Genomic DNA, 6,599 nt, shown 5'->3' with positions numbered 1-6,599 from the left:
CCCCCGCCACCCGGCCGGTCCGCGCCACGTCCCCTGCCCTCCGGCGCCGCGGCGGACTACGGTCTGATGCCGTGGCTCAGTTTCGGCTCCAGGGGAGCAAGGTGCTCGCCGTCGATATGACCGGCGATGCCGTGAAGGCGAAGAACGGTGCGATGGTCGCGTACGACGGCCGGATGGCGTTCAAGAAGATGAGCGGCGGGGGCGAGGGCCTGCGCGGCATGGTGACCCGGCGGCTGACCGGGGAACAGATGGAAATGATGGAGGTGAAGGGCGAGGGCACCTGCTATTTCGCGGACCGCGCGAGCGAGATCAATCTGGTGAACCTGCACGGCGAGAAGCTGTACGTGGAGGCCAGCAACCTGCTGTGCACGGACGCCGCGCTGCGCACGGGCACCACCTTCACCGGACTGCGCGGCGCCTCGCAGGGCAACGGGCTGTTCACCACGACCGTGGAGGGCACAGGACAGGCCGCGCTCACCTCCGACGGCCCGGCGGTGGTGCTGCGGGTGACGCGGGACGCCCCGCTCCAGGTCGACCCGGGCGCGTACGTCGCGCACACCGGCGACCTGCGGCAGCACTTCCAGTCCGGTGTGAACTTCCGCACGTTCATAGGGGAGGGCTCCGGCGAAGCCTTCCAGATCCGCTTCGAGGGCGAGGGCCTGGTGTACGTACAGCCCAGCGAGCGCAACACCGTCGGAGGTGAGGTCTGATGCCGTTCACGGTCCTCAACTCGCGCATGGTCAGGGCCGAGGTCGCGCCCGGGCAGCGGCTGTTCAGCCAGCGCGGCGCGATGCTCGCGTACCAGGGCGAGGTCAGCTTCACCCCGAACATGCAGGGCGGCCAGGGCGGCATCGGCTCCATGATCGGCCGGCGGATCGCGAACGAGGCGACCCCGCTGATGACCGTCGAAGGCAGCGGCTCGGTGATGTTCGGCCACGGCGGCCACCACGTCCACGTCGTCGACCTCACCGGCGACACCCTCTACGTCGAGGCCGACCGGCTGCTGGCGTTCGACGGCTCACTGCGCCAGGGCACGATGTTCATGGGCGCGCAGGGCGGCGTGATGGGCATGGTCCGCGGCCAGGTCACCGGCCAGGGCCTCTTCACGACGACCCTCGAGGGGCACGGCTCGGTGGCGGTGATGGCGCACGGCGGCGTGATCGAACTGCCCATCCGCCAGGACCGCCCGGTCCACGTCGACCCCCAGGCATACGTCGCCCACCGCGGCAACGTCCGCAACAAGCTCTCCACGGCCCTCGGCTGGCGGGAGATGGTCGGCCGCGGCTCGGGCGAGGCATTCCAGCTCGAACTGTCGGGCCAGGGCACGGTGTACGTACAGGCGTCGGAGGAAAAGCTTTGACCGCTCCCCCGGCTGAAGCCGGGGGATTCCTGGCTCACGCTGCTCTGTCGCTCGGCGAGCGGCAGAGTCCTCTGCGATCAGCGCCAGCCGGGTCCAGACCAGCCCGGACGAGCATCACGCGGGCGGAGTTCTTGTCCCTCGGGGACTCGGCTCCGCACGCAGTGCAGGTGTAGGTACGTTCGGAAAGAGGCAGTGCGTGCTTGGTTCTTGCTCCGCAGTAACCGCAGTCCATGGTGGTGTGGGCAGGGTGCACCAACCGCAGGCAGCGGCCGTGCTTGCGCGCCATACTGATCAGCTCGCGCTTGGTGGTCGAGATGGCCGCGTCGGCTGCCTTGCGGGCCATGCTGGACTTGGCGAGGAATCTCGGCCGGAAGTCCTCCACCGCCATCTGATCGAAGTCCGCCGTGACGCGCTTGGCCCACTTGCGAGCAGTGTCCTGCCGCCGCCGCGCAATCTTCTTGTGCACCTTGGCGGCTTGCCGACGCGCTGTGCGATAGCCCTTCGAGGCAGCCTGCCCGCGCTTCGGCCTCCGGCGAGCCATCATCCGCTGATACCGCGTGAGCTTCTCGGCGGCCTTCTTCCCATGCTCGGCGTGCGGCAGGTCATGGGTGTCGCTAGTGGTGGTCGCGGTCTCCTTCACACCCCAGTCGATCCCTATGCAACGGCCGGTTCCGGGCAACGGCTGCGGCTCGGCCTTGACGACGAAGGAGACGTACCAGTGGCCAAGACTGTCGCAATGGATCCGCGCACTCGACGGCTCGGCAGGCAGTTCGCGCGACCACACCACCGTCAGCACGATCCCGCCCGCCATGTGCAGCCGCCCGCCCTTGAGACGGAAACCGCGCCGGGTGTAGTTGAGCGTGGGTGCCGCCACGCCCTTCCGCTTGAACCGCGGCATCCCAGCCCGCTGCCGCACCGGCATCCGCGCCTTGATGTCCTTCAACGCCTTGGCACGGGACCTGCCGAAGTCGCGGACGATCTGCTGCTGCGGCACCGACGCGCCTTCGCGCAACCAAGACCGTTCAGCGCGCCAGCCGGTCAGCATCCTGTCCAGCAACGCGGGGCCGCACTCTCGCTCCGCCTTGTACGCGGCACGGGACTCGGCGACGCACTGGTTCCACACCCAGCGGCACCGGTCCCATTCACCGAGCAGCGCAGCGAGCGCGGTGGACGACACGCGAAGCCGATAGGAGTACCGGACATCACCGGCGCTCGTGACTTCACGTGGTGTCACCATGACACCACGTTACCACTACGCTGGTGGTCATGGATCAGGAAGTGCGCATCACCCTCCGGCTTCCCGCCGAACTCCACGCGTGGCTGGTCACTCAATCGAAAACGGCTCGCCGATCTCTCAACTCCGAGATCGTGCACCGACTCGAAGTCGAGCGCGCCTCCACCGACACCACCGACAAGTCACCCTGACGAAACTCCATCCACCCCTGCCCCATGGCACAGGAAACCGCCCCTGCCCGTGAGCCGGGGCACCCTCGGAGGTACCTGATGAGCGGTCCCGTCATTCACGATGTGCATTCGCTGCCCGCGGACGACAACGTCAATCCGTATGCCTTCAGCGTGGAGCTGGACGGGCAGTGGTTCCTGCAGAAGGGAAAGATGATCGCCTATTTCGGGCAGATCGATTTCCAGGGAATCGGGCACGGGGCGCTGGACCGGCTCATCAGGACCAGTTTTCATTCGCCGCTGCACGCCGCGGACTGGGTGGTCGCGCAGGGGCGGGGCAAAATGCTGCTCGCGGACCGGGCGTTCGATGTGAATTCCTACGACCTGGAAGAGGGCAATCTCACGATCCGGTCGGGAAACCTGCTCGCTTTTCAGCCATCCCTGTCGCTGAAGCAGTCGATCGTGCCGGGCTTTTCGACGCTCATCGGCACCGGGAAATTCGTCGCGGCCTCCAACGGGCCGGTGGTGTTCGCCGAGCCGCCGATCCGGGTCGATCCGCAGGCGCTGGTGGGCTGGGCGGACTGCCCCTCGCCGTGCCATCACTACGATCATCAGTATCTGCGCGGCTTCCTCGGGGGCCTGCGGGCGCACACCGGGATCGGCGGAGTCTCGGGCGAGGAGCACCAGTTCGAGTTCGTCGGGGCCGGCACGGTGCTGCTGCAGTCGACCGAGCAGCTGATGCCGGAGGCGGCGACGGGCGCCGTGCCTGCGGAACCCGGGGTACCGGGCGGGTCCGCTGGTCAAGGCGGTGGCTCACAAATGCCGCAGCTGCCGGGGTCGCTCGGGGGGCTCCAGCGCCGCTTCGGGCTGTGAGCGGTAGTCTGCGGAGGGTGACCTCGAACGTCTGAGCCCTGCCCGCCGGAATGACCCCCGGCGGGAAGGGCCCGGTGAGGCCACGATCACGGGGCATGACTAATTTACCATTCAACTTTCACGGGTAGAATTCATTCATGACGACCGACAGTGACACCCCCTGGCTGACCGACCAGGAGCAGCGTGCCTGGCGCACCCATCTCGACGTCAGCAGGCTGCTGACGCACCAGCTGGAGCGGGATCTCCAGCCGTTCGGGCTGACCTACAACGACTACGAGATCCTGGTGAACCTCTCCGAGGCCGAGGAGCGCAGAATGCGCATGAGCGACCTCGCGGCCTCCACGCTCCAGTCCAAGAGCCGGCTCTCGCACCAGATCACCCGCATGGAGAACGCCGGGCTGGTGCGCCGCGAGAGCTGCGAGTCCGACCGGCGCGGGCTGTACGCGGTCCTCACCGACGAGGGCTGGGACACCATGCGCCGGGTCGCGCCGCACCACGTGGCCTCCGTCCGCAAGCACTTCATCGACCTGTTCTCGGCGGACGACCTGGCCGCGCTGCGTGCCTCGCTGGCGCCGGTGGCGGATCACCTGCGGGGGCACCGCGGCAAGTACTGATCCGCGTACTGGCCCGGAGCACTGACCGGCCGGACGCCGCGCGGGACGCGGGTGGGGGAACACTGCCGCACCCGCGCGGTGCGTCCGCGCTCAGCGCTGCCCGCCCTCAGTGGTGCCCGTCTTCAGGGCTGCCCGCCTTCAGGGGCTGCCCGTCCGCCGCGACCGGCAGCCGCAGTTCGAAGGCCGCGCCCTCGTGCACGGCCAGCGTGCCGCCGTGCCGTTCGGCGATGTCCCGGGCGATGGCGAGCCCCAGGCCCGCGCCGCCGTCGTCCCGGCTGCGCGCGTCGTCCAGCCGTACGAACCGCTCGAAGATCCGCTCCCGGTCGGCCCCGGCCACGCCGGGACCGTCGTCGTCCACCCGCAGCACCGCCCACCGGCCGTCCCGGCGCACCTCCACCGTGACCTGCGAACGGGCGTGCCGCTGCGCGTTGTCGACGAGGTTGCCGAGAATCCGGCTCAGCTGGCCGCGCGAGCCGGACACCTCCACGCTCGGCAGCTCCCCGGACCGCACCGGCAGCCGGTCGGCGACCCGCTGCGACAGCTCCTCGCGGGCCAGCGCTCCCAGGTCGATCCGGGTGTCCTTGGGCCGCTCCCCCGCATCCAGCCGGGCCAGCAGCAGCAGGTCGGCGGCCAGGTGCTGGAGCCGTACGGTGTCCTCCACCGCGCCCGGCAGGTCCAGCAGCTCGGGGTGCGCCTCGGCGACCTCCAGCTGGGTGCGCAGGCTGGCGATGGGGCTGCGCAGCTCGTGCGAGGCGTCCGCGATGAAGCGGCGCTGGCGCTCGACGGACGCCTCCAGGGCCGCCAGCGTCTCGTTGGTGGTCCGGGCCAGCCGGGCGATCTCGTCGCGGGAGGCGGGCTCCGGTACCCGGCGGGACAGGTCCGTACTGGCGGTGATGGCGGCCATCTCGCTGCGGATGCCCTCGACGGGGCGCAGCGCGCGGCGGGTGACCAGCCAGGTGACGCCCGCGACGACCAGGAGCAGCAGGGGCAGGCCGATGAGCATGGCGTTCCGCACCGAGCCGATGGTCTCCTGCTCGGCGGCGAGCGGGGTGCCGGCCATGACGGTCACCGTGCGGCCCTGGGTGTCGGTGGCGTCCACCTCGGCCCAGCGGTAGTCGGCACGCTTGCCCTCGACGACGGCCGTGCCGTCGGAGAGATCGACATCGTCGTCCACCTCCCCGGGGCGGGGGGTGTCGCGGTCGTCGTCATCGTCGTCGTGGCGGCCGTTGCCGGGCATCCCCAGGGAGACCTTCGTGCCGTCGACGGCCTGGAGGTCCTCACCGGCCGCCAGCACGCGGCCGTGCTCGTCGTCGACGAGCACGGGGTGCTCGTCGGCATCCGGCAGGTCGAGGTTCCGGTAGGCCGTGCCGGTGGCGATCTCGGCGGCGATCTCGCGGGCCGAGACCTCGGCGTGCAGGTCCGCCTGGTCGGCCAGGTTGGTACGCAGTACCAGCAGGACGGCTATGCCGACCGCGATGAGGGCGACGGCGACCACGGCCGTGGCGCCCGCGGCCGCTCTGGCCCGTACCGATCCGACCGCCCTAAACACCGGGCACCATCCGGTAGCCGGCGCCGCGCACGGTCTGGATCGTGGCCGCGCCCAGCTTGCGGCGCAGGGCGCTCACGTAGACCTCGACGATGTTCGGGTCGCCCTCGTAAGCGAAGTCCCAGACGTGTTCGAGTATGTCGGACTTGGAGACCACCTCGCCGGCCCGCAGCGCGAGCTGTTCGAGGACGGCGAATTCCTTGGTGGTCAGCGGTACGTCCTCGTCCGCGCGGCGCACGGTGCGGGCGCCCTGGTCGATGGTGAGGGTGCCGACGGTCAGTACGGGCAGCGCGGTGCGGCCGCGGCGGCGCAGCAGCGCCTTCACGCGGGCGACCAGCACGACGTAGCTGAAGGGCTTGGTGAGGTAGTCGTCGGCGCCGGTGTCCAGGCCCTCGGCCTCGTCGTACTCGCCGTCCTTCGCGGTGAGCATGAGAATGGGCACGTCGTTGCCCGCGGCGCGCAGCGCGCCGCAGACGCGGTAGCCGTTCATGCCGGGCAGCATGATGTCCAGGACGAGGAGGTCGTACGCGCCCTCGCTCGCCATGTGCAGGCCCTCCAGGCCGTCGTGCACGACGTCCACGGCGTATCCCTCGGCGGTCAGGCCGGCGGCGAGGGAACGGGCCAGCCGCTTCTCGTCCTCCACGATCAACAGGCGCATGCGACAAGGGTGCCACCGGCTTGCTGAAGGCCGCTTCAGGGTGGGTTCCTGAAGACGGCTTCAGGCTCCTTCAGGGTGGCTTCAGGATCGGGTCGGCAGTGTGAGGTCATCACCTGGGGGCCACTCCCCGGCCCCCTCCGGGAGACC

Annotated in this window: 8 protein-coding genes; 5 read left to right on the top strand and 3 right to left on the bottom strand. The window is 69.9% G+C overall.

All coding sequences use genetic code 11. The annotated features are described in order from the left end of the window. The first annotated feature begins 71 nt into the window (after window positions 1–71). On the top strand, window positions 72–710 hold the full coding sequence (locus tag CCS38_RS01260) for an AIM24 family protein (protein ID WP_223731306.1): 639 nt from the start codon (window positions 72–74) through the stop codon (window positions 708–710). After that, the gene (locus tag CCS38_RS01255; RefSeq protein ID WP_223731305.1) at window positions 710–1,360 is read left to right on the top strand and encodes an AIM24 family protein; all 651 of its coding nucleotides are present in this window, start codon (window positions 710–712) and stop codon (window positions 1,358–1,360) included. The genes CCS38_RS01260 and CCS38_RS01255 overlap by 1 nt, the downstream gene beginning before the upstream one ends. Window positions 1,361–1,394: 34 nt before the next feature. On the opposite strand, the gene CCS38_RS01250 is transcribed toward CCS38_RS01255, so the two are convergent. Then, window positions 1,395–2,597 (bottom strand): RNA-guided endonuclease InsQ/TnpB family protein, encoded by a 1,203-nt coding sequence (locus CCS38_RS01250; protein ID WP_223731304.1) that lies wholly within the window; start codon window positions 2,595–2,597, stop codon window positions 1,395–1,397. A 29-nt stretch (window positions 2,598–2,626) separates the two neighbouring features. On the opposite strand from CCS38_RS01250, the gene CCS38_RS01245 reads away from it, so the two are divergent. The 3 genes from CCS38_RS01245 (at window position 2,627) to CCS38_RS01235 (ending at window position 4,248) form a co-directional block, all read left to right on the top strand. Beyond that, complete coding sequence (locus CCS38_RS01245) at window positions 2,627–2,785, top strand: Arc family DNA-binding protein (protein ID WP_223731303.1); 159 nt, start codon at window positions 2,627–2,629, stop codon at window positions 2,783–2,785. Between the two features lie 78 nt (window positions 2,786–2,863). Next, the gene (locus CCS38_RS01240) at window positions 2,864–3,634 is read left to right on the top strand and encodes an AIM24 family protein (protein ID WP_223731302.1); all 771 of its coding nucleotides are present in this window, start codon (window positions 2,864–2,866) and stop codon (window positions 3,632–3,634) included. Between the two features lie 137 nt (window positions 3,635–3,771). Next, window positions 3,772–4,248: a MarR family winged helix-turn-helix transcriptional regulator gene (locus CCS38_RS01235; protein WP_223731301.1), complete on the top strand. Its 477-nt coding sequence runs from the start codon at window positions 3,772–3,774 to the stop codon at window positions 4,246–4,248. 106 nt (window positions 4,249–4,354) lie between these two features. Here the strand turns inward: CCS38_RS01235 and CCS38_RS01230 are convergent, their stop codons facing one another. Continuing rightward, window positions 4,355–5,797 (bottom strand): sensor histidine kinase, encoded by a 1,443-nt coding sequence (locus CCS38_RS01230; RefSeq protein WP_223731300.1) that lies wholly within the window; start codon window positions 5,795–5,797, stop codon window positions 4,355–4,357. Next, window positions 5,790–6,452, bottom strand: a complete 663-nt coding sequence (locus CCS38_RS01225) for a response regulator transcription factor (protein WP_030258438.1) — start codon at window positions 6,450–6,452, stop codon at window positions 5,790–5,792. Before CCS38_RS01225 ends, CCS38_RS01230 begins: the two co-directional genes overlap by 8 nt. Window positions 6,453–6,599 lie beyond the last annotated feature (147 nt).

The organism is Streptomyces purpurogeneiscleroticus (assembly GCF_020024005.1).
In the GTDB taxonomy this organism is placed as follows: domain Bacteria; phylum Actinomycetota; class Actinomycetes; order Streptomycetales; family Streptomycetaceae; genus Streptomyces; species Streptomyces purpurogeneiscleroticus.
Note: the sequence above shows the minus strand (reverse complement) of the source record. Positions and strands in the feature narration are given on the sequence as shown.

Excerpts from the sequence above, each read along its gene's own strand:
- CCS38_RS01240 (WP_223731302.1), top strand. The coding sequence starts at position 2,864 with ATGAGCGGTCCCGTCATTCACGATGTGCATTCGCTGCCCGCGGACGAC.
- CCS38_RS01245 (WP_223731303.1), top strand. The coding sequence starts at position 2,627 with ATGGATCAGGAAGTGCGCATCACCCTCCGGCTTCCCGCCGAACTCCAC.
- CCS38_RS01235 (WP_223731301.1), top strand. The coding sequence starts at position 3,772 with ATGACGACCGACAGTGACACCCCCTGGCTGACCGACCAGGAGCAGCGT.
- CCS38_RS01225 (WP_030258438.1), bottom strand. The coding sequence starts at position 6,452 with ATGCGCCTGTTGATCGTGGAGGACGAGAAGCGGCTGGCCCGTTCCCTC.
- CCS38_RS01250 (WP_223731304.1), bottom strand. The coding sequence starts at position 2,597 with ATGGTGACACCACGTGAAGTCACGAGCGCCGGTGATGTCCGGTACTCC.
- CCS38_RS01255 (WP_223731305.1), top strand. The coding sequence starts at position 710 with ATGCCGTTCACGGTCCTCAACTCGCGCATGGTCAGGGCCGAGGTCGCG.